Raw genomic sequence first — 19,375 nt, 5'->3', positions numbered from 1 at the left:
CTACAGCACCGGGTCCGCGTCGATCCGCATCCGCAGGATCGCGTAGGGGCGCTGCTGCAGGTCCTGGCCGCGGTTGAATTCCGGCCGGCGGTTGACCTGGGCGCTCGAGATGTAGAGCCAGCGGTCCGGGGTGATCCAGAACGTGTCGGCCCAGACCAGGCGGTCGTCGGCGGCGAGCACCTCGACGGTGCCGTCCGGCAGGCGCCGGCCGATAGCGTTGTGCTCCTGCAGGCTGAGATAGACCCGGTCCTGCGAATCGGTGGTCAGGCCGCCGGTCATGCCCTTCTCGCCGAGGTCCTGGACCTTGGCGGCCAGCGCCGCGTCGGTGATCGCAGGGTCGAGGAGTGCCGCGGTCTCCACCGCGTAGAGGCGTCGGCTCATCAGCGGCGCGTAGTACAGGCGGCTGCCGTCCGGGCTGATCGCGATGCCGTTGGCGCCGCCTTTGGGATGCTTGGCCGGAGCATCGCCCTTCTGCTCCATCACCGGCCGCAGTTCCACGAACTTGACCACGCCCTCCTGCGTGGCCGTGCTGGGGTGATCGGCCAGGCGCCGGGTCACCCGCCCGCTGGCGAGGTCGACCGCCAGGATTGCGCCCTGGCCGCCCTGGCCCTGGTCGGTGATGTAGGCGAGCGCCCGGCCGTCGCGCACGTCGACCCGCAGGTCGTTCAGGGAGGAATCCGCGACCACGCCGGCATCGAGCGGGATCACCCGGCGGATCCTGTCCTGGGTGATGTCGATCTCCAGGAGCTTGGCGGCGCCCGGCACCGGCTTGCCCTTGCCTTCGGGCAAGCCGGAATCGAGGATCCAGAACGCGTCGTTGCGGTCGAACACGCCGTTGGGCACGTGGAACAGGGTCGCCTGCGGGTCCTTCGGGTCCGGCTTATTGGTCCGGGCGTCCGGGTAGGGCTTCACCGAGCCGTCGGGCAGCACCTCGCCCAGCGTCACCGGCTCCGCCCCGGTGAAGCGCGGCATCATCACGAACATCCGGCCGCCCCGGGCGATCGCCAGCCCGGTGGGCGTGGACGGGGCGTCGGCACCCATCGCCAGCTCCAGCACCCCGGCGGGGCGGCTGGTGGGGGGCTCGCGGCGCGAGGACGGCTCGGCTTTTGCCGATCCGGCCGCGAGGGCGACGAGGCCCGATCCGATCAGGCGGCGGCGGTCGAGGGGCATGCGGATCCTGTGGCTTGGCTGTCGGGCCGGCGGCCTCGCGACCCGCGGAGGCGGACATGCCGGCCCAACGCGCCGCGGGGGCAGGCGATCCCGCCTCGGATCGAGGCGCGCGGCGCTGCGATCCGGCGTTTGGATCACAGGACGTTTATCGGCGCTCGAAGTTGGAGCGCCCTGGGTCAAATCCAGCATATCTGAGCTCAAAACCATAGATGTGCTATATATCCATATAAAGTCCGGAATTACTCTAGATTTTTATGATCGAATAGAAAAAGATTTAAAGCAAATGACATGAGTTTGATTACTGATAAAATTGTTGACACTCATGTCACGGCTACGCTACAGGCGGCTCAGTAACAATAATGTCCGCGATGGCCTGCTAGGCATCCGATCGCACTGCAGGCAGTGAAAACGTAGACTCGGATTGAACCGGAGGCCGATGGTCGCCGGTAAAGATCTGGCTCTGCTTTCGGAAGGCCGGGATCGTTTGCGGATGAACCGCTTGCCGGCCTCCGGTGTTCATGATCTCACCGTCATGATAGCTGGAGTACGGTCGCCGGGTGCGTCGGTCGGTCGCTCAGGACAGGCCCGCGCGACAGGGCCTCGCGCACAACACGGGTCCGAACGGCCGTCTTCCGGCACTGCGGGGACCGGGCCCGAGATCGACAGGTAGGAGAGGCATGGATCCCCAAGGATCCGGACACGAGCCGGAGGCCGCGCCGCAACGGAGCGCCCAGCCGCGGGTCCTCGCGGTGGCCGTCCAGAAGGGCGGCACCGGCAAGACCACGCTGGCGGCCTCGCTCGCCGTCGCGGCGGCGGAGGCCGGCGAGCGCGTGACCGCTCTCGATCTCGACCCGCAGGGTTCCCTGGCCGGCTGGGGCGCGACGCGCGAGAACGACGCCGTGGCGATCGACCGGCTCCAGCCATGGGAGATCGGCCAGCTCCCGGAGATCCTGGACATCCTGGCCCAGCAGGGCACGACCCTCGTCGTCCTCGACACCGCCGGCAGCTCGACCGGGCTGGCGCCGGCCCTGAAGGGCGCGGATTTCGTGCTGATGCCGGTGCGGCCCTCGCGCCTCGACATCGTGGCGGCGCGACCGACCCTCCAGGCCCTGGTCGGCCTCGGCCTGCGGGACCGGCTCGCGCTGGTGCTGAACCAGTGCCCGCCGCAGCCGTCGCCGCGCACCAGCGCCTATGCCGCGCAGTTGCGGGCGCTCGGGGTGCTGGCCGAGCCGGGCATCAATCACCGGGTCGATCACCAGGACGCCCTGGCGGTCGGGCTCGGCGTCACGGAATACGCGCCCACGAGCCCGGCCGCGGAGGAGATCCGGGCCCTGTGGGCCTGGATCGACGCGAAGATGCGGGTGTCTGACGCTCAGCCTTGACCGAGCGCCGCGAGGATCCGCGCCCAGGAGCGCGTGCCCTTGTGGAAGCTCGTCAGGTCGTACTTCTCGTTGGGCGAGTGGATGCGGTCGTCGTCCAGGCCGAAGCCGATCAGCAGCGTGTCCCGGTTCAGGAGCCGCTTGAAGTCGCCGACGATCGGGATCGAGCCGCCGGCACCCACGGTCACGGCCGGCACGCCCCATTCCTCGGCGAGCGCCGCCTTGGCGGCCCCGAGCTGCGGCATGTCGAACGGCAGGCTGATCGCCCGTGAGCCCTTGTAGGTGATGACGTCGACTTTGCAGTCGGACGGCACGCGCTCCCGCACGAAGGCCTCGAACCGTTCGGCCAGAACCTTCGGGTCCTGGTCGTCCACGAGGCGGAACGAGATCTTGGCCGAGGCCGTGGAGGCGATCACCGTCTTGGTGCCCTCGCCGGTATAGCCGCCGATGATGCCGTTGGCGTCGCAGGACGGGCGCGACTGCACCAGCTCGATCGGCATCCGCCCGCGCTCGCCGGCCGGCTCCTTCAGGCCGATCGGCCCGAGCAGGGTCTCGGGGGTCAGGCCCAGGCCGCGCCACTGCTCCAGCACCTCGGGCGGGCGCTCGTGCACGCCGTCGTAGAAGCCCGGGATCGTCACCCGCCCCTCAGTATCGTGCAGGTCGGCGATGATCTTGGCGAGCACGTGGATCGGGTTGCGCGCGGCGCCGCCGAAGAAGCCCGAATGCAGGTCGCGGTCAGCGCAGGTGACCTTCACCTCGAAATACGCGAGCCCGCGCAGCGACGAGGTGATGGCCGGGGTGCGCCGGTCCCACATGCCGGTGTCGCACACCAGCACCACGTCGCAGCCGAGCTTTTCGCGATTCTGTGCGACCCATTCGGGCAGCCCTTGCGAGCCGCTCTCTTCCGCGCCCTCGATCAGGATCGTGACGCCGCAGGGCAACTCGCCGTTCATCGCGATATGGGCCCGGCACGCCTCCACGAAGGTCATGACCTGACCCTTGTCGTCGGAAGACCCACGACCGACGATGGTCTTGCGACCCTCCGCATCCGCCGCGATGCGCGGCTCGAAGGGCGGCGTCGTCCAGAGGTCGAGCGGATCGACCGGCTGCACATCGTAATGGCCGTAGAAAAGCACGTGCGGCGCGCCGGGCTTCGACTTGGTGGCGAGGACCACCGGGTGCAGCGACGTGTCCTCCACGGAGGTCTCGAAGCCGAGCGCCGTGAGGTCTTGGGCGAGCCACGCGGCGGCGGCGCGGCAATCGCCGGCATGCGCCGGCTCGGTCGAGATCGACGGGATGCGCAGGAAGGCGAACAGCCGCTCCAGGGCGTTCTCCAGGTCCGTGTCGATATCGTTGAGGATCGCGTCGAGCGCGGCCATCGGGGGCTCCGGGGTTTTTTCGCAGGCTGAGGGTTAGCCGAAGCGGGGCGGGGGCGGCAATGTCGGGCGGTGGAGCGGCGGGATTTTGAGCCGCTGCGCGACAAGTCCCGTGCTGGATCCCGGATCAGGTTCCGCTGCGCTCCACCTGCCCGGGAAAGGGGCGTGGTACCGGTTGGAACGCGCCGCCCCTTTCCCGGACGCCTGGAACGTCAGTGGAAGGCGTTCCGGGACCCAGCACAAAACTTGCCGCGTAGCGGCTCCCCATCGCCACGAACCCGAAACCCGGCCATCCGATCCGGGCCTGAGTCCGTCTGCCTCGGAACAGGCGTAGTTTGGAATGGTTATCGACGGAGCTGGATGCTCGGCGCCCTGCACGGCGCCGCCCCAGACCGATCTTCCGTTTCCCGCTCGGCCCTGCGGCCGGCCCCAGATCGTGGACAGCCCATGCTACGCGAACACAGCCCGCCGGTGCGGGCCGATACCGGCCTCGACATCACCCTCACGATCAACGGGCAGCGGCGCGAGCTCACGGTCACGCCCTGGACCACCCTGCTCGATCTTCTGCGCGAAAGACTCGACCTCACCGGCACGAAGAAGGGCTGCGACCACGGCCAGTGCGGCGCCTGCACGGTGCTGGTCAACGGCACCCGGGTGAATGCCTGCCTGACGCTGGCGGTGATGAAGGACGGCGCCGAGATCACCACGGTCGAGGGTCTGGCCGGCCTCGGCGACCGGGGCGGCAGCAACGCGCTCCATCCGATCCAGGAAGCGTTCATCGAGCACGACGCCTTCCAGTGCGGCTACTGCACGCCGGGCCAGCTCTGCTCCTCGGTCGGCCTGATGAACGAGGGTCACGCCCACAGCCGCGAGGAGATTCGGGAGGCGATGAGCGGCAACATCTGCCGCTGCGGCGCCTACACCAACATCGTCGACGCCATCGAGGACGTGATGCAGGGAGCCGCGCGATGAACCGCTTCGATTATGTCCGCGCCGGCACGGTGGCGGAGGCGGTGCAGGCCTACGGGGCGGGCGCACGCTTCATCGCGGGCGGCACCAACCTGATCGACCTGATGAAGTACGACGTCGAGAAGCCCGGACGGCTGATCGACATCACCCGCCTGCCGCTGGACGGCATCGAAGAGCATGACAGCGGCCTGCGGCTCGGGGCGCTCGCGACCAACGCCAAGGTCGCCTACGACGAGCGCGTCGCCGCACAATACCCGCTGCTGCGCAACGCCATCCTGGCCGGCGCCTCGGCGCAGTTGCGCAACGCCGCCTCCACGGGCGGCAACCTGCTGCAGCGGACCCGCTGCTACTATTTTTACGACACCGCCACGCCCTGCAACAAGCGCGAGCCCGGCACCGGCTGCCCGGCGATCGGCGGCGTCAACCGCATCCACGCGATCTTCGGGGCGAGCGAGAGCTGCATCGCCACCCACCCGTCCGACATGTGCGTCGCCCTGGCGGCGCTCGAGGCGACGGTCCGGGTGAGCGGGCCGCAGGGCGAGCGCAGCATCCCGTTCGCGGATTTCCACCGCCTGCCGGGCAACACGCCCGAACAGGACACCAACCTCGCCCCCGGCGAGATCGTCGTCTCGGTCGATCTGCCCGAGAGCAAGTTCCCGCAGCACTACACCTATCTGAAGCTGCGCGACCGGCTGTCCTACGCCTTCGCGCTGGTCTCGGTGGCGGCCGGCGTCGAACTCGACGGCGACACGATCAAGACCGCCCGTCTGGCGCTCGGCGGCGTCGCCCACAAGCCCTGGCGCAACCGCGAGGCCGAGGCGCTGCTGGAGGGCAAGCCCGCCACCCGCGAGAGCTTCCAGCAGGCGGCCGACCTGATCGTGTCCGAGGCTAAGCCGCAATCGGCCAACGGCTTCAAGATCGACCTCGCCCGGCGCGCCATCGTGCGCGGCCTCGAACAGGCCGCTGCCGGCACGCCCCAGTCGCTCAGCGACAAGCGCATCCAGTAGGCATTCCGATGACCCAGACCTTCAGCTCCACCGGCCACGACACCTTCGTCGGCAGCCCGCGTAGCCGCATCGACGGACCCGCCAAGGTCACCGGCTTGGCCAAATACGCGGGCGAGTTCGCCGCCCCGGACCTTGCCTACGGCTATGTGGTATCGAGCGCCATCGCCAAGGGACGGATCGCGGCGATCGAGTCCGCGGCCGCCGAGGCGGTGCCGAGCGTCCTCAAGGTGATCACCCACGAGAACCGCCCCCGCACGGCCTGGCGCGACAAGAACTTCCAGGACGCGGTGGCACCCCCCGGCTCGCCGTTCCGCGCGCTCTATGACGACCTGATCGTCTACAGCGGCCAGCCGGTCGCCCTGGTGGTGGCCGAGGATTTCGAGACGGCGCGCTACGCCGCCTCGCTGATCCAAGTCCGCTACGAGGCCCAGGAGCCCACCACCGACCTCCGGGCCGTGCGCGGCGACGCCTACGATCCGCCGGGCAAGCGCGAGGGCATCAAGCCGCCGCCGGAGCCTTGGGGTGACGCCGACCAGGCCTTCGGCAGCGCGCCAATCCGCGTGCAGGGCGCCTACACGCTGGCCAACGAGCACCACAACCCGATGGAGCCGCACGCCACCACGGTGGTGGTCGAGGAGGACGGAACCTACACGGTCTACGACAAGATCCAGGGCGTCTCGAACAGCCACCAGTATCTCGCCAACGTGTTCGGCCTGAAGCCCGACCAGGTGCGGGTGCTCAACCCCTATCTCGGCGGCGGCTTCGGCTCCGGCCTGCGCCCGCAATACCAGGCCTTCCTGGCGATGCTCGCCGCCCAGGAGCTGAAGCGCTCGGTCCGGGTGACTCTGACCCGCGACCAGATGTGGTCCTTCACCTACCGGGGCGAGGCGCTGCAGAGCGTCTCCCTCGGCGCCGAGGCGGACGGCACCCTGACGGCGCTCCGGCACGATGCCGTGCAGGGCACCTCCCACTACGAGGATTACCAGGAGGTGATCGTCAACTGGTCGGGCGTGCTCTACCGCTGCGATAACGTCGCCCTGACCTACCGGATCGCCAAGCTCGACACCGCCACCCCGGGCGACATGCGCGCGCCCGGCGCCGTCACCGGCGTCTTCGCCATCGAGACCGCGATGGACGAGCTCGCCTACGCGACCGGGATGGACCCGATCGCGCTGCGGCTGAAGAACTACGCGGAGTCGGACGCCACCGCCGAGGGCAAGCCGTTCGGCTCCAAGGAGTTGAAGGCCTGCTTCACGCAGGGCGCCGAGCGCTTCGGCTGGTCCAAGCGCAGCCCGGAGCCTCGCTCGATGCGCGAGGGCCGGGAACTGATCGGCTGGGGCGTCGCCACGGGCGTCTGGGAATCGATGATGATGCAGTCGAACGCCATCGCGACGCTCACCGCCGACGGCCGGCTGACGGTCGGCAACTCCACCGGCGACATCGGCACCGGCACCTACACGATCCTGACCCAGATCGCCGCCGACACCCTCGGCCTGCCCATGGAGGCGGTCACGACCAAGCTCGGCGACACGCGCCTGCCCGAGGCGCCGGTCGCCGGCGGCTCCTGGACCGCGGCTTCTTCCGGCACCGCCGTGATGAAGGCCTGCCGCAACGTCGGCGAGCAGGTGTTCAAGCTGGCCCGCGGCCTGGAGAACTCGCCGCTCGCCAATGTCGACTTCGACCGCGCCGTGTTCGCGGATGGCCGCATCGCGGTGGCGGGCGATCCGAGCCGCAGCGTCTCGATGGTCGAGGTGATGCGGGCGGCCGGGGTCGACAAGCTCGAGGCGGTCGAGGAGGCCGGTCCCGACAAGGACTTCAACGCGGCCTACCAGGCCTACACCCACGGGGCGATCTTCGTGGAGGTGAAGGTCGACGAAGAGCTGGGCCAGGTCCGGCTCACCCGGGTCGTCTCGGCGATCGCAGCCGGCAAGATTCTGAACCCGAAGACCGCGCGCAGCCAGATCCTCGGCGGCGTGGTGATGGGGATCGGCTCGGCGCTCGAAGAGGAGTCGATGCTCGACCACCGCTTCGGCCGGTTCATGAACCACAATCTCGGCGAGTATCACGTGCCGGTCCACGCCGACATCTACGACATCGACGTGATCTTCGTGGACGAGGAGGACAAGGCCAACCCGCTGGGCGTGAAGGGCCTGGGCGAGATCGGCATCGTCGGCACCGCGGCAGCGATCACCAACGCGGTGTTCCACGCCACCGGCAAGCGCGTGCGCGACCTGCCGATCACCATCGACAAGCTGCTGTAAGGCTGGGCGGCGGGTGTTTCACGGGAAACATTCGTCGCTTCTTTACCTTTGCGAGTCCGACAGGAAGGCCTGCCGCACCATCCGTGCGGCGGGCCTTCCTGTGTCGGGCCTTACAAATCCCGGCCCGCCTGCACGAGGAGCCCATGAGCCACCTGCTGCAATCCTGGCGCTTCTGGGCGCTCGCCGCCGCCGGTTTCGCGGCGCTGACCGCGATCCTCGCCAAGGTCGGGGTCGCGGGCGTGCAGTCGGATGTCGCGACCTTCGTGCGTACCCTGGTGATCGTCGCCTTCGCGGGCGCGATCGTGGTCGGCTCCGGCCAGACCGGGGGGCTGGTGCAGATCTCCGGCCGCAGCCTGGTCTTCCTGGTGCTGTCGGGGCTCGCCACCGGGGCGTCCTGGCTGTGCTATTTCCGGGCGCTGTCACTGGGCGATGCCGCCCGGGTCGCGCCGCTCGACAAGCTCAGCGTCGTGCTGGTCGCGCTCCTGGGCGCCAGCCTGCTGGGCGAGACCCTAAGTCTCGCGGCCTGGGCCGGCGTCGCGCTGATCGCCGCCGGGGCCGCCCTGGTCGCCTCCGGCTGGTGAGCCAGCGCACCGATCCGTTTACCGGTCGGGCGCATCCTGCGGTCTCGTGCGAAGGAGACCTCCCATGGAATCGGTCTATCGCGGCTTCGAGACCTCGCTGCTCGGTCTCGCCCTCTGTCTCGGCCTCGGCGCCTGCCTGATGCTCGGCACCCCGCCGGCACCGGGCGACGGGTTGGCCGTCACCCTGCCGATGCTCTCCGTGACGCTCGCCGGCCCCTGATCCGGCGCCTTACGCCACGCGCCGGGTCGCGCGGAACATGAAGCCGCGCGCCTCGTCGTCCATCTCGGCCTTGAAGCTGTGCTTGTCCTTCAGCCCCTGCGCGGCCTCGGCGGCCGGGCGGGCGTTGATCGCGTCGAGATGGCGCTTGACGTGCGGCAGGTCCGCGAAGGCCTCATCGCCCAGAACGAACGGCACCATGCGGGCCCAGCCCCACACCGCCATGTCGACGATCGTGTAGGTCTCGCCAAGCACAAACGGCCGGTCCGCGAGCCGCTGGTTCAGGATCTCCCAGTGGCGGCGCGCCTCGAACGCGTAACGCTCGGTGGCGTAGGCGCCGCCGTCGCGGGCGAAGTGGTGGAAATGGACGCATTGGCCGGAGAACGGCCCGAGGCCGGTGGCCACGAACATCAGCCAGGACAGCATCTCGCCCCGCACCGCCTCGCCCTCGGGCAGGAACAGGCCGGTCTGGCCCGCGAGGTAGAGCAGGATCGCGTTCGAATCGAACACCGTCACGTCGTCGTCGACGATGGTCGGCACCTTCGCGTTCGGGTTGAGCGCCGTGTAGGCGGGATCGAACTGCTCGCCCTTGCGCGTATCCACCGGCACCGGCTCGTAGGGCAGGCCCATCTCCTCCAGGCAGAGGGCGACCTTCATTGGGTTGGGGCTGAGATTGTAGAAGAATCGAATCACGGCGCGCTCCCTGAACGGCCCTCGGACGGTCGTCCCGGGGCCGCGCTTGCGCAACCCGCGGCGGAGCGGGGCGGCTATTCCACCACGATCTTGTAGCTGCGGCCCGGCACCAGGGCGGCGCCGCGCTCCAGGCCGTTGAGCACCAGGAACCGGTCGAGCGCCCGGTCCGGCACCGCCATGCGGCGGGCCAGTTCCTCGGCGCTGGTCGAGCCGGCCTGGACCACCTGCAGACGCAGGGGCCGCAGCACCGCCTCCTCGGGGGTGATCGCCCGCAGGCTCGCGACCCAGGGGCGGAAGGCCGGGTCGGGATCGGTGGCGCCCTTGGCGGCCATGATCATCCGGAAGGCCGTGTCGTCGATCCGGATCGCCGCGAGCCGGAAGGTCCAGTCCTTGCCGCGCGACAGCGCGAAGGCCGCCGGGTGGCCGCCGACCTCGCGGGTCTCGAAGCCGGCCGGGTCGAGGGCGTCGTTCCAGCTGCCCTTCAGGGCTACGTCGAGGGGCTGGCCGTCCTTCGCCTCGATCTGGTCGAACAGCAGGCGCCGGTTGCCGTCCGGGGTGGTGCCGAGCACCGCCGAGCGGGTGTTCTCCAGGACGAACCCGTCCGGCACGTCGAAGGCGATGCCGAGACCCGGATGGACGAAGCGGTGGCCACGCACGGCGCCGTCGCGGGGGTTGTCGCCGTAGGGTAGCCCGTCCACCGCAGCGAGATACTGCGCCCGGTCGTCGGCGCCGATGCCCGGCGCCCCGATCCGGCGTGCCGCCCGGATGACCTGGGTGATGCGCTCGGCGGTGCCCGGATGGGTCGCCAGCAGGTCGGGCTCGCCCGCGCTGCCGCTGCCGCTCTTCAGGTTGGTCGAGCGGTTGAGCGCGGTGAGGAAGCGGCCGGCCGCGAACGGGTCGTAGCCGGCCTTGGCGAGGGTGCGGACCCCGGTGGCATCCGCCTCCAGCTCCTGCTCCCGGGAGAACCGGGCGAGCGCGAAGCGCGACTGGTGCTGCAACTGCGCGCCGGTATCGGGGTCGTTCAGGACGTCGGCCACCACCCGGCTGACCAGCGCCGAGCGCAGCTCCAGCTCGCTCCGGGCGGTGGCGTGGTTGAGGGTCACGTGCGCCATCTCGTGGGCGAGCACGGCGGCCACCTCGGAGGTGTCGCTCGCCAGCGCCACCAGCCCGCGGGTGACGTAGAGCCGCCCGTTCGGCAGCGCGAAGGCGTTGACCACGGGGGAATCGAGCAGCGTGACCGCGTAGGCCTGGTCCGGGCGCTCGCTGGCCTTCACCAGGCGGTCCGTCACCTCCGTCAGCATCCGCATCACGTTGGGCGCGCGCACCTCGCCCCCGAACGAGGCCACGAGCTTGAGGTGGTCGGCATCGGCGGCACGCTCCCGCCCGGTGGTGCGCGGCGCCTCGGCCGGCACCCGAACCGCCGCGGGGATCGCCGGGCCGGCGGCCTGGTCGGCCACGCAGGCGGCCAGGCCGGCAGCCACGAGCATCGACCCGGCACAGGCCGTTGCAAGGCCGCGCAAGCGCCGCCCCACCCCCCGAAATCGCTCCGTGATCCCCCCCATCGCGATCAGCGCCGCAGCTCCCGTTCCTCCGCCGGCCCGGCCTCGCGCCGGTCGGGCTCGCCCAGGATCTCGACCGCGTCGGCGTTGGCCTCCAGGGTCGGGCCGCGCCAGACCTCCAGGATGCCGCGGACCCGCACGCGCCGGCCTTCGAGCGAAGCCGCACTCAAACCACGGGTACGCATCGTTCGCCAAGTGCGTTTCGATACCGTGACCGTGAGCCCGTCCTCGCCGCGGGCCGCGAAATCGAGATAGGTGCGGGCGCTGCGCTCGCCGACATGGCGGATCCGGCCCTCCACCACGGCGAACCGGCCCTCCCGCGCCCGCAGCGCCGGGCCGTCGGTGGCCTGGAGCACGGCGTCGCGCCACAGGCCGAGCCGCTTCGCCCGGGCGGCGTCTTCCACCGCGCGCAGGGCCGGGCGGCAGAGCGAATCGCGCTCGTCGGCATCCGCGAAGGCCAGCCCGGCTCCGATCAGGCCGCCCGCGAGGTCGATGTCGCTGTCGGCCACCTGGATGTCGGCCTGTTCCCGGCCCCAGCGATCGGGTGGCCCGCGCGGGACCAGGATCAGGCTAGCGCCCCGCCGGGCCTCCAGCCAGGCCCGCGCCGCCCCGGCGACCTCCGGGGCGTCAGGCCAGCGCAGGGAATCGAGCACGGCGCGGGCGCCGGAGGCGAGGCGGATCTCGCCGCGCGGCCCGATCCCGTCGAGGATCTCGCTCCGTGCCGGCCCCGGCCGGCATTCCGTGGGACCAGCCTGGATCGGCGTGGAGAAGCCCGTCCCCGCCAGGACCAGCGCCGCCATCGCGCAGGCCCCCCGGCCCCGTCGCCCTCCTGCCGCTCTGCCGTCTGTCCGGATCATCGAACGCATCCCGGGCGATGTTGGCCTGTCGGGGTCTTGATGCTATGGAAATCCCGGTCGTCTCCGTAGCTCAGCTGGACAGAGCACAGGTTTCCTAAACGGTCACAATTGGGCGTCGCGCCGGGAAACCGCGCGGCGGATCCGCTCAAAGTCGGGGAAAGCTCCCGGCGCCGGTTCGCCGGTGCCCTGCCGATCCCGAGCCAAGCCCGCCCGGCGCCGATGCGTCGAGCGGGAAGGTGTAGAGACTAGACGGGCGGCACCTAACGGTCGGGCGCAAGCACGGCCCAGGGTGAAGGGATAGTCCAGGCCACGAACGCGGCCCGCAAGGGCGGCGGCGGCGAAAGTCGAAGTGGTATGAAACCTGGGGTCGCAGGTTCGAGCCCTGCCGGGGACACCAGATTCCGGGCCGCCGATGCGTAATCGGCGCCGCGGCAAAACATTTACCGCGATGGTCACCCGCCGGTGACACGCACGCGCTATGCGGTTAAGCTTCGCCGCCCGAAAATCGCGGCAGGAGTGGGCAAGTTATACATGGCGGGTCAGAAAACCGATCAGCGTGACGTGTATGTCGGTCAACGCATCGCCGAGCAGCGCCGGAAGGCGTCGCTGACGCAGCGTCGTGTCGCGCAGAGCTTCGGGATGTCGGCAGCGCAGTTGCAGAAGTACGAGAAGGGCACCAACCGGATCAGCGCCGTCCATCTCGATATCTTCTCCCGGATGACCGGGGTGCCGATGGATTACTTCTTCAAGGGCATGCCCCGCACCGACGATTTCACGGCACCGGGCTTCTCCGAGCCGGAGCAGACTCCCCTGACCGAGGGCGGCGGCCTGCAGGGCCTGGCCGAGATCGTGGGCCGCCACATCAACGAGCATTTCTCCGAGGAGACCCGCCGCGACGTCGCAGCCGCCATCCGGGCGCTCGACCACAAGCTCAACGGCTGAATGCTGAGTTGTGCCGCAGGCGGACGTTTTTCCGTCCGTTCCGTGCGTTATAGCGGATCCGTTCGGCGATCCGGCTTGACCGTGATCCGGCCCGGTGCGAGAACCCGGACCCCATAAGGGGTTGAACGCCGCGATCGCGACGGCGTACCCGCGCTCGGGATCCGTCCACATGCCGCGTTCCAACTACCTGTTCACCAGCGAGTCGGTCTCGGAGGGCCATCCCGACAAGGTCAGCGACCGGATCTCCGATACGGTGGTGGACGCCTATATCGCGGCGATGCCGGAGGCGCGGCTCGGGGTCGAGACCTTGACCACCACCAACCGCGTCGTGATCGCGGGCGAGGTGCGCGGCCCGGATTCGGTGACCTTCAAGGATCTCGAGGAGCTGACCCGCCAGGCCGTGAAGGAGATCGGCTACGAGCAGGACGGCTTCCACTGGAAGAACAACGAGGTCGCGATCTACCTCCACGCCCAGTCCGCCGACATCGCGCAGGGCGTGGACGCGGCCGGCAACAAGGACGAGGGCGCGGGCGACCAGGGCATCATGTTCGGCTACGCCGCCGACGAGACGCCGGAGCTGATGCCGGCGCCGCTGTTCTACGCCCACAAGATCCTCAAGGACCTGGCCGACGCCCGCAAGAAGGGCGAGGGCGATGCCGGCAAGCTCGGCCCCGACGCCAAGAGCCAGGTCACGGTCCGCTACGAGAACGGCCGCCCGGTCGAGGCGACCCAGATCGTGCTCTCCACCCAGCACCTCGACGAGTCGCTGGATTCGGCCGACGTGCGCGCCATCGTGGAGCCCTACATCCGCGCGGCCCTGCCGCAGGGCTGGGTCAACGAGGGCACCGTCTGGCACGTCAACCCGACCGGCAAGTTCGTGATCGGCGGCCCGGACGGCGATTGCGGCCTCACCGGCCGCAAGATCATCGTCGACACCTACGGCGGCGCGGCCCCGCATGGCGGCGGCGCGTTCTCGGGCAAGGATCCGACCAAGGTCGACCGCTCGGCAGCCTACGCGGCGCGCTACCTCGCCAAGAACGTCGTCGCGGCCGGCCTGGCGCGGCGCGCCACGATCCAGCTCGCCTACGCGATCGGCGTCTCGAAGCCGCTGTCGATCTACGTGGACCTGCACGGCACCGGCCAGGTGGACGAGGCCAAGCTCGAATCCATCCTGATGGACGCCATCGACCTGTCGCCCCGCGGCATCCGCACGGCGCTCGGCCTGAACAAGCCGATCTACGCGCGCACCGCGGCCTACGGCCATTTCGGCCGCGCCCCGGAAGCCGATGGCGGCTTCTCCTGGGAGCGCACCGACCTCGCCCCGAAGCTGAAGTCGGCCCTGTCGTAAGGCGGCCCGCGCTCCAGCGCTGAACCACCCGCCAGCGCGTCGTCCCCGATTCGGGACGGCGCGCTGGCGTTTTCTCGAGTCCCGGTTTCAAAAGGTCTTGGACCTTTTGCGGGTGCAGGGCAGAGCTCTGCTTCGGGGCCGTGAGCCCTCTGGAACCGTCCTGCCCGCGCGGACGACGTGTTGGTAGCCGATGCCTGACCTGAACGGACGACCCGGTCGCGAGGCCGAGGAGCCGGAGCGCGCCTTTTTCGGGCGGCGCAAGGGCAAGCGCCTGCGCGGCCTGCAGGAACGGCGGCTCGCCGAGCTGCTTCCGGCCCTACGGATCGACCTGCCCCCGGATGACCGGCCGCTCGATCCGCGCACGCTGTTCCCGGCCCTCGACGGCGCGCCGGAGGAGATCTGGCTCGAGATCGGCTTCGGCGGCGGCGAGCACCTCGCCGCCCAGGCCGAGGCCCATCCCCGGATTGGAATCATCGGGGCCGAGCCGTTCGTCAATGGCGTGGTCAAGCTGCTCGCCGCGATCGAGGCGCGGTCCTTACGCAACGTCCGCATCCGCGACGAGGACGTGACCGCCCTGCTGGCGCGCCTGCCGGATGCCTGCCTGGACCGGGTCTACCTGCTCTATCCCGATCCCTGGCCGAAGCGCCGCCAGCGCAAGCGCCGCTTCGTCTCGGACGCCTCGCTGGCCGAGATCGGCCGGGTCCTGAGGGACGGCGGCCGGTTCCGCTTCGCCAGCGACATCGACGATTACGCCGGCTGGACCCTGGTCCGCGCTGCCCGCTGCCCGGTCCTGGCCTGGACGGCGAGGCAGGCTCGCGACTGGACCGAGCCCTTCCCGGGCTGGCCCGGGACCCGCTACGAGGCGAAGGCGCTGGCGGCGGGCCGGCGCCCGACCTATCTGGAGTTCGTGCGCCGATCGCGCTGAACGCCGAGCCGCCATCCTCTGCGGTGCAGTGCGGACGGGTCGCCGCAGCCGGGCCGGACGCCTTGCAACGGCCACGCTCGGGCGCCATCCTGAGCTGCCTTCGCGGTCGGGACCGCGGCAGGGGGGTATCTCGTGCGAGGGCGCGCTGCGGCGCGCTCGAGGATGTTTCCGAGTGGGCGAGAGCGTGGGTCAAGACCCGGCGACGGACGATCCGTATCGCGCGGGCTTCGACGATGCCGCGATCGGCCTCGTCGTGCTGTCGGCGGATGAGGCGACGATCGTCGCCGCCAACCGGATCCTGCACGATCTGCTCGGCTGGCCGCCGGGCCAGCTGACCGGACGCGCGACCGCGGATTTTCTGGCCGACCGGCCCGAGGGCCTCGGCGACGGCATCCAGGCCTGGCGCCGGGCGGACGGGACCGGGCTCGACGTGCGGGTGCGGCGCTCCGGCCGGACCCTGGTGGTCGAGACCGTGGACGCGGACGCGGCCGCGCATTCCGAGGCGAACCGCGAAGCGCTGGAGAATGCCGGTCTCGGCGAGTGGCGCTGGGACCGGGCGAGCGGCCTGCTGACCCTGTCGCGCCGGGCGGCCCGGATCCTGGGGCGGCAGCCCGGGCGGTCCGTACCGTGGGACGAGCTCAAGACCGGCCTGTCCGATCCGGAGCTGGCGCGCCTCGGCGCGACCGTCACCGAAGCCTGCCGGGCCGGCAAGCCCTACCATTTCGATACCCCGGTGACGGTGGCCGGGCGCACCGTGATCCTGCGGGTGCGCGGGCAGGCCGTGCCGGGCCGCGACGGCGCGCTCGCCGGCATGGTCGGCGTCGTCCAGGACATCACCACCCGGGTCGAGGCCCGGGACGAGATCCTGTCGCGCGATCAGCGCCTGCGGGTGGCGACCACCATCGCCAAGCTCGGCATCTTCGAGTGGCACATGCTCGAGGACCAGGCGATCTGGGAAAACGAGCACATGTACGAGATCTTCGGGCATGCTCCCGAGGACGGCACCATCGGCAAGAACGAGTTTTTGAACGACATCCTCCACCCTGACGACCGGGCCGCGGTCCGCCACGCGATCTCGAAGGCGCTGCGCGAGGACGGGATCCTGCAGATCGGCGGCCGGATCCGGCGGAAATCCGACGGGGCGTGGCGCACCATCGACATGGCCGGCCGGTTCGAGCGGGACGCGCCGAGCCGCCTGCCCCGGCGCCTGATCGGCGTGGTCGCCGACGTGACCGACCGACGGATCGCCGAGGAGCGGCAGAGCCTGCTGATCCGGGAACTGCACCACCGGGTGAAGAATACGCTCGCCACCGTGCAGGCGATCGTGGGCTCCACGGCCCGCACGGCCTCCAGCATCGAGGATTTCTACGAGGCGTTCGTCGGCCGGATCAAATCCCTGGCCCACACCCACGCGGTGCTCACCGAGGATACCTGGCAGACCGCCTCGCTGGCGAACCTCCTGCTCAGCGAGCTGAAGCCCTACGCGGAGGTCTCGGTGGAGGGCGGGGCCGAGGGGCGGATCAGCCTCGAAGGGCCGGCGATCGACCTGCCCTCCGAGATCGCGGTGCCGATCGGCATGGCGATCCACGAGCTCACCACCAACGCGGCGAAATACGGGGCGCTCTCGAACCGCACCGGGCGGGTCGCGGTGGCCTGGACCCTGGAGCCGGGCGGGCCGGCCGGAATCCTGCGCTTCCACTGGCGCGAATCGGGCGGGCCGCCGGTCCGGCCGCCGAGCCGCCAGGGTTTCGGCTCGCGCCTGCTGCAGCGGGTGCTGATCACCCAGGTCCAGGCCGAGGTCGAGACCGACTACGATCCCGAGGGGTTTTCCTTGACCATGCGGGCGCCGATCCCGCCGCGCAACGACAGCCTCAACCCGTTGGTCTGACCGGAGGGTCCCGTCAGGCGGCGCCGCGCGCGCCGGATTCGCCGCCGCCGTCCACGAAAGCCTTCAGCTCGTCCAGGGACGCGAAGGTGAAGCGGCCCTGCGGCGTCTCCGCCTCGATCGAGCCGTCCTCGAACATCACGTAGGTGTTGCCGCCGGAAGCGTAGCGCCCGACCACGGTGCGGGTATCCGGTTTCGCCTCGGGATCGGGATCGGGTGCCGCGTCGAGGCTCGGACGCAGGGCGGGGGCTTCCGGCTGCGGCTCCGGATGGATCTCGGGCTTCGCGGGCGCTTCGGGCGCGGCGAACAGGTCGTCCTCCGGGCTGCGCTCGGCCGCGGGATCGGGGATCGCCTCCACGACGGGGCGGTGGAGGGGCGCCTGCTCCGGGACCTGCGCTGCCGGGAAGGCGTGGATCGGAAAATCCGATTCCAGCGCGGCGGGCTTCTTCGGCTCGGCGGCCGTCGAGGCCTCGGCCGGCCGGTCCTCCACGAGACTCAGATGGGGCTCGATCCGCGGCCGCTCGGGATCGAAGGCCGGCTCGACGATCGGAGGCACGAGGAAAGCGGGGGCGGCGGGCAGCACCGGCGGCAGCCGCGGCTGGCCCTCGGCGACGGGGCTGGCCTCGGAAGGCGCGAGCGCCGAACCGTGCCCGACCGCCCGCTCGACCCGGCGGAACGTGAGAGCGAGCACGCCGATCCCGAACAGCACGGCGCCCGACGAGGCCGCGACGGAACCCGCGATCACCATCGCGAGGCCGCTCTCCAGACGCACATAGGGGAAGCCCTGGATCACGGCGGCGCAGCCCCCGATGGCCATGGCGGCGGCGAGCGCGAACAGCGCAGCGATCATGTTACTCTCTGACACGGGCCGGCTAACCGCCGGAGCTTGAGGCGTGTCTCACAGTAAGGCCTTGCGGTCATATTGCAAAACCCGCCGGTGAGATTGCCCGGGATACCGGTTCTCGCCGGTTGTCGGCCCGGGCATCCGCCGCGGCGGCGCCCGCATCCGCCGGAACTTCGCGCCAAGCCTGGCCGCAGCGGCGTTGCCGTCGCGCGGGCACCGACTTACCTAGCTGATGTGACCCGGACGCCCCCGCCGGGGACGAGGCCGCCCAAGGCTGGCGCGGGCCGCTGTTTCTCGCGAAGCACGGCAGGCTCCAGCCCATTGTTATCGCACGATGATTTCGGGTGACCGGCTTCCGGTTTTCCGCATCGTGCTCCAAGCGGAGACAGACCCAATGACGTTCACGCTGCCGGAACTGCCCTACGCCTACGATGCGCTCGGGCCGTACATGTCGAAGGAAACCCTCGAGTTCCACCACGACAAGCACCACAAGGCCTATGTCGATACCGGCAACAAGCTGCTCGAAGGCACGGATCTCCAGGGCAAGAGCGTCGAGGAGATCGTCAAGGCCGCCTACAACACGAATCAGCCGCTCTTCAACAATGCCGGCCAGCACTTCAACCATCTCCATTTCTGGAACTGGATGAAGCCCAACGGCGGCGGCGCGATTCCCGGCGCGATCGCCAAGAAGATCGACGAGGATTTGGGCGGGGCCGAGAAGTTCAAGGCGGACTTCATCCAGGCGGGCGTCAGCCAGTTCGGCTCGGGCTGGGCCTGGCTCGCCGTCAAGGACGGCAAGCTCGCGATCCTGAAGACCCCCAACGGCGAGAACCCGCTGGTCCACGGCGCCAAGCCGATCCTGGGCGTCGACGTGTGGGAGCACTCCTACTACATCGATTACCGCAACCGCCGCCCCGACTACCTCAAGGCGTTCATCGAGAACCTGGTGAACTGGGAGTACGTCGAGAAGCTGCACGGCGAAGCGACCGCCTGATCCGGTATCCATGAGCCGGCGTCGCGGACCGATCGTGTCTGCGACGCCCTTGAGGTAGCGGCCGAAACCGGCTCTTGATGCGCCCGTTGCCGGATGACCCGGTGCAGAAGGGTCCGGCCATTCCTTCCCATCTTTCCAACGCGACGACTCTCTCATCGCCCTCTTCCTGCTTTGCGGGAAACCCGATTCAGACATTGCCGGACGAAGCACGGGTCCCCTCTCCCGTGCGGGGGAGGGACAGGGTGAGGGGTGCGACCTCTCCGGAAAGTCCTGGTCCCTCACCCCAACCCTCTCCCGCACGGGAGAGGGGGCCCGTCGCGGTCTTCGCGAGGCAATACGTGGTCACCCTCCCCCGCAAAGGGGGGAGG

17 protein-coding genes are annotated in these 19,375 nt (G+C 70.1%); 11 read left to right on the top strand and 6 right to left on the bottom strand.

All coding sequences use genetic code 11. The features are described from left to right. Complete coding sequence (locus MKL09_RS30165; RefSeq protein WP_244025632.1) at positions 1 to 1,170, bottom strand: SMP-30/gluconolactonase/LRE family protein; 1,170 nt, start codon at positions 1,168 to 1,170, stop codon at positions 1 to 3. A 677-nt stretch (positions 1,171 to 1,847) separates the two neighbouring features. On the opposite strand from MKL09_RS30165, the gene MKL09_RS30160 reads away from it, so the two are divergent. After that, positions 1,848 to 2,552 (top strand): ParA family protein, encoded by a 705-nt coding sequence (locus MKL09_RS30160; protein WP_244025631.1) that lies wholly within the window; start codon positions 1,848 to 1,850, stop codon positions 2,550 to 2,552. Here the strand turns inward: MKL09_RS30160 and MKL09_RS30155 are convergent. Next, on the bottom strand, positions 2,543 to 3,928 hold the full coding sequence (locus tag MKL09_RS30155) for a M20/M25/M40 family metallo-hydrolase (RefSeq protein ID WP_244025630.1): 1,386 nt from the start codon (positions 3,926 to 3,928) through the stop codon (positions 2,543 to 2,545). The genes MKL09_RS30160 and MKL09_RS30155 overlap by 10 nt on opposite strands. A 444-nt stretch (positions 3,929 to 4,372) precedes the next feature. On the opposite strand from MKL09_RS30155, the gene MKL09_RS30150 reads away from it, so the two are divergent. The 5 genes from MKL09_RS30150 (at position 4,373) to MKL09_RS30130 (ending at position 8,963) form a co-directional block, all read left to right on the top strand. Next, positions 4,373 to 4,897, top strand: a complete 525-nt coding sequence (locus MKL09_RS30150; protein WP_244025629.1) for a (2Fe-2S)-binding protein — start codon at positions 4,373 to 4,375, stop codon at positions 4,895 to 4,897. Next, positions 4,894 to 5,901: an FAD binding domain-containing protein gene (locus MKL09_RS30145; RefSeq protein WP_244025628.1), complete on the top strand. Its 1,008-nt coding sequence runs from the start codon at positions 4,894 to 4,896 to the stop codon at positions 5,899 to 5,901. Before MKL09_RS30150 ends, MKL09_RS30145 begins: the two co-directional genes overlap by 4 nt. A gap of 8 nt (positions 5,902 to 5,909) precedes the next feature. Next, complete coding sequence (locus tag MKL09_RS30140; RefSeq protein WP_244025627.1) at positions 5,910 to 8,162, top strand: xanthine dehydrogenase family protein molybdopterin-binding subunit; 2,253 nt, start codon at positions 5,910 to 5,912, stop codon at positions 8,160 to 8,162. A gap of 143 nt (positions 8,163 to 8,305) precedes the next feature. Beyond that, positions 8,306 to 8,743: an EamA family transporter gene (locus tag MKL09_RS30135; protein ID WP_244025626.1), complete on the top strand. Its 438-nt coding sequence runs from the start codon at positions 8,306 to 8,308 to the stop codon at positions 8,741 to 8,743. A 64-nt stretch (positions 8,744 to 8,807) separates the two neighbouring features. Then, the gene (locus MKL09_RS30130) at positions 8,808 to 8,963 is read left to right on the top strand and encodes a hypothetical protein (protein ID WP_244025625.1); all 156 of its coding nucleotides are present in this window, start codon (positions 8,808 to 8,810) and stop codon (positions 8,961 to 8,963) included. A 9-nt stretch (positions 8,964 to 8,972) separates the two neighbouring features. On the opposite strand, the gene MKL09_RS30125 is transcribed toward MKL09_RS30130, so the two are convergent. From MKL09_RS30125 to MKL09_RS30115, 3 genes are all read right to left on the bottom strand, one after another. Then, positions 8,973 to 9,653 (bottom strand): glutathione S-transferase family protein, encoded by a 681-nt coding sequence (locus MKL09_RS30125; RefSeq protein ID WP_244025624.1) that lies wholly within the window; start codon positions 9,651 to 9,653, stop codon positions 8,973 to 8,975. A gap of 74 nt (positions 9,654 to 9,727) precedes the next feature. Beyond that, positions 9,728 to 11,215: a M48 family metalloprotease gene (locus tag MKL09_RS30120; RefSeq protein ID WP_409567017.1), complete on the bottom strand. Its 1,488-nt coding sequence runs from the start codon at positions 11,213 to 11,215 to the stop codon at positions 9,728 to 9,730. Between the two features lie 5 nt (positions 11,216 to 11,220). Next, entirely contained in the window at positions 11,221 to 12,012 is a 792-nt protein-coding gene (locus tag MKL09_RS30115; RefSeq protein WP_244025623.1) for a thermonuclease family protein, read from the bottom strand. Between the two features lie 588 nt (positions 12,013 to 12,600). Between MKL09_RS30115 and MKL09_RS30110 the strand changes: the two genes are divergently transcribed. The 4 genes from MKL09_RS30110 (at position 12,601) to MKL09_RS30095 (ending at position 17,172) form a co-directional block, all read left to right on the top strand. Next, positions 12,601 to 13,011: a helix-turn-helix domain-containing protein gene (locus MKL09_RS30110; protein WP_244025622.1), complete on the top strand. Its 411-nt coding sequence runs from the start codon at positions 12,601 to 12,603 to the stop codon at positions 13,009 to 13,011. Positions 13,012 to 13,180: 169 nt separating this feature from the next. Beyond that, positions 13,181 to 14,359 carry a methionine adenosyltransferase gene (metK, locus tag MKL09_RS30105; protein WP_244025621.1) on the top strand — a complete coding sequence of 393 codons (1,179 nt, stop codon included), beginning with the start codon at positions 13,181 to 13,183 and terminating at the stop codon, positions 14,357 to 14,359. A 190-nt stretch (positions 14,360 to 14,549) separates the two neighbouring features. Next, positions 14,550 to 15,284 carry a tRNA (guanine(46)-N(7))-methyltransferase TrmB gene (locus tag MKL09_RS30100; protein ID WP_244025620.1) on the top strand — a complete coding sequence of 245 codons (735 nt, stop codon included), beginning with the start codon at positions 14,550 to 14,552 and terminating at the stop codon, positions 15,282 to 15,284. A 172-nt stretch (positions 15,285 to 15,456) separates the two neighbouring features. Continuing rightward, positions 15,457 to 17,172, top strand: a complete 1,716-nt coding sequence (locus MKL09_RS30095) for an HWE histidine kinase domain-containing protein (protein ID WP_244025619.1) — start codon at positions 15,457 to 15,459, stop codon at positions 17,170 to 17,172. A 13-nt stretch (positions 17,173 to 17,185) separates the two neighbouring features. On the opposite strand, the gene MKL09_RS30090 is transcribed toward MKL09_RS30095, so the two are convergent. Continuing rightward, positions 17,186 to 18,019, bottom strand: coding sequence for a hypothetical protein (locus MKL09_RS30090; RefSeq protein WP_244025618.1), 834 nt, complete (start codon positions 18,017 to 18,019; stop codon positions 17,186 to 17,188). A gap of 388 nt (positions 18,020 to 18,407) precedes the next feature. On the opposite strand from MKL09_RS30090, the gene MKL09_RS30085 reads away from it, so the two are divergent. Next, on the top strand, positions 18,408 to 19,007 hold the full coding sequence (locus tag MKL09_RS30085; protein WP_058195058.1) for a superoxide dismutase: 600 nt from the start codon (positions 18,408 to 18,410) through the stop codon (positions 19,005 to 19,007). Positions 19,008 to 19,375: the final 368 nt, after the last annotated feature.

The organism is Methylobacterium sp. J-048 (assembly GCF_022829515.1).
In the GTDB taxonomy this organism is placed as follows: domain Bacteria; phylum Pseudomonadota; class Alphaproteobacteria; order Rhizobiales; family Beijerinckiaceae; genus Methylobacterium.
The sequence above is the reverse complement of the archived record's forward strand: the minus strand, read 5'-3'. Positions and strand labels throughout refer to the sequence as shown.